This window comes from Streptomyces sp. NRRL S-495 (assembly GCF_000966955.1).
GTDB classification, from domain to species: Bacteria; Actinomycetota; Actinomycetes; order Streptomycetales; family Streptomycetaceae; genus Kitasatospora; species Kitasatospora purpeofusca.
The window spans coordinates 1-2,330 of the sequence record NZ_JZWY01001132.1 but is presented as its reverse complement, the minus strand read 5'-3'; the positions used below and the strand labels follow the sequence as shown (position 1 = coordinate 2,330).

Sequence of the window (2,330 nt, the reverse complement as noted above, 5' to 3'; positions counted from 1 at the left end):
TGGGCGGGGAGGTCGAGCAGCCAGCGCGGCTCCGCGCTGTCGCCCTGGCGGATCGCCCTCCGGGCGGCCTCCACCAGGGCGTGGGCGATCCCGGCCCGGCCGGCGCTGAGGCGGTGGACCACCCGGGCGGTGCCGGACGGGGGGTGCTCGGTGCCGAACATCAGGGTGACCTCCTCCAGCCCGAGTCCGGCCAGCGGCAGCCGCACCGTCCAGCCGGCCGCCGTTCCGGGGCGGTCCTGGCGCCAGAACGGGCCCGCGGCGCGGCGCGTCGACGGCGCGGTGTCGTCGGGGTCGGAGCCGGACGGCTCCCCGGCCAGGACGGTGGTGATCACGCCCGGCCGCGTCCCGGCCGGTTCCTCGTGCCAGACCTGGAGCAGTGTGCGCAGTACCGGCCGGCCGAGCCGGGTGTGGGCGTTGTCGAGGAGCAGCAGCGGGCGCGGCAGCCGGTTCATCCGGCGCGACCAGGTGTAGTGGCTGTCGATGTCCGCCAGGAACGCGGCCATCAGGTGGCGCTCCGCGGCCTCCCGGTCGTCCGGGTCGCCGCGGAAGCGCCGGGCCAGCTCGGACAGCTGGACGTGGTCGGTGCCCGGGCCGGCGACCTCGCGGACGGCCCACCAGCGCAGCCCGTGGCGGTGAGCGGAGGGGCCGAGCAGCTCGGGGGTGACGAGGTCGACCAGGCCGGCGACGAGCGCGTTCGCCCCGGCTCCGGGGACGGCCGCCGCGGCCGGGCCGGGGACGGCCTGCCGCATCCACTGGGCCACCCGCGCCCGCCTGGCGGGCCCGGCGGGAACGCTCTCCCGGAGCAGGCTCTCCAGCCGCCCGGCGGCCGCCTCCGACTCACCGGCGCCGACGGCCTGCCAGGAGGTCACCGCCAGCAGGCCCTGGGTGAGGCGGGGGAAGGCGATGCTCCCGCCGAAGTCGCCGGGGCGGCGGCTCAGCTCGTGGCGCAGGTGGAACAGCAGGTCCGAGACGTGCGAGGCGTTGCGCCGGGTCGGGTCCTCGTCGTCGGCGGCCAGGGCGACGTCGGCCCGGCCGAGGTCGGCCCGGCCCAGGTCCGCCGACGCCCGGCGCAGGTGGGCGGCGTACCGCGCGTCCAGGCCGGCCAGGAGGGCGGTGCGCCCGCTGAGCCGCCCGCCCGCGCACTCGACCACCAGGGGGGTGCCGTTCGGGACGGGCAGTCGCCGCGTCCTGACGCCCGGTTCCTCACCGGTCACCTCCAGGCCGACGAGCGAAGGTACGACCGTCTCGAACACCGCTGCACGCCCGTGCAGAACCACCGCGACCCCCCAGCCGTCCGGCGAGGCCGTACCTCGCCGTGCGCCTGGAGGATAGGCGACCGCACCCGTCCTGTGCAGGGATACCACCAACAACGCGGCTCCGGATCGGCGCGGATCCGAGTGATCGTCAGCCCGCCCTGCGCGCACGCCCCTTGGCGGCGGGCGGCGAATCCGGCGCGACGCACGGCCCCTCCGGCGCCGTGGGGGTGCGGGGCAGGGGCGGTGGACGCACTGACCGCGGCCGGGCTACGGCCGTCCCGTCCCCGGTGGGGGTGCGGGGCGGCACCTCCACCGGGGACGGAGCGCGGCTCTCCCTCAGCTGCCCCGAGGGACCTTCGGACCGGTCACCGGTGGCCGGTGACGAGGGCCTCGATGTCGGGGACGAGGGCCGCCGGGGTCGGCAGGGCCTCGTTCTCGGCCCGCAGGCGCGCGGCGCCCTCGCGCAGGGCCGGGTCGGCGACGAGCCGGGTGAGCAGGGCGGTGTCGACGGCGTCGGAGGCGGAGCTCAGGGCGGCCCCCGCGGCGGTCAGGGCGTCGGCCACCGCGAAGTTGTCGGCACCCTGGGGCAGCAGGAGCTGGGGCACGCCGGCCTGGAGTCCGGTGAGGGTACTGCCGGACCCGCCGTGGTGCACCACCGCGTCGCAGACCCGCAGCAGCTCCGCGAGCGGCACCCAGGGCAGCGGGCGGACGTTGTCCGGCAGGGTGCCCAGCTTGCCGAGGTCGGCGTCGCCGACGGCGAGCAGGAACTCGGCGTCGACCGCGCCGGCGGACTCGACCAGCCGGGCGATCGCCGACACGCCGTCGAGACCGGTGATGACGGTGCCCAGGGTGACCGCGACCCTGGGCCGGTGGCCCCGCTCCAGCAGCTCCGCCGGGACCACACCGCCTCCGTTGTACGGGAGGTAGCGCATCCGCAGACCGCCCGGGTCGCCGCCGAGCGAGGCCGGGACGATGTTCAGCGGTGTGGTCGGCGCCGGGCCGGCCACACCGTGCTTCTCGTAGACGTCGGTGAAGTGGGTGGCCAGCCGGGCGGCCAGGTCGAGGCCGGAGATG

General features: G+C 77.4%; 1 protein-coding gene and 1 pseudogene. Both read right to left on the bottom strand.

Annotation, left to right across the window (positions count from 1 at the left end; genetic code table 11):
- Positions 1–1,253: pseudogene (locus tag VR45_RS39835) on the bottom strand (hypothetical protein); the annotation flags it as partial.
- 368 nt (positions 1,254–1,621) lie between these two features.
- Positions 1,622–2,330: nucleotide disphospho-sugar-binding domain-containing protein (locus VR45_RS39830; protein WP_045944858.1), on the bottom strand; the 709-nt coding region annotated here is incomplete at its 5' end.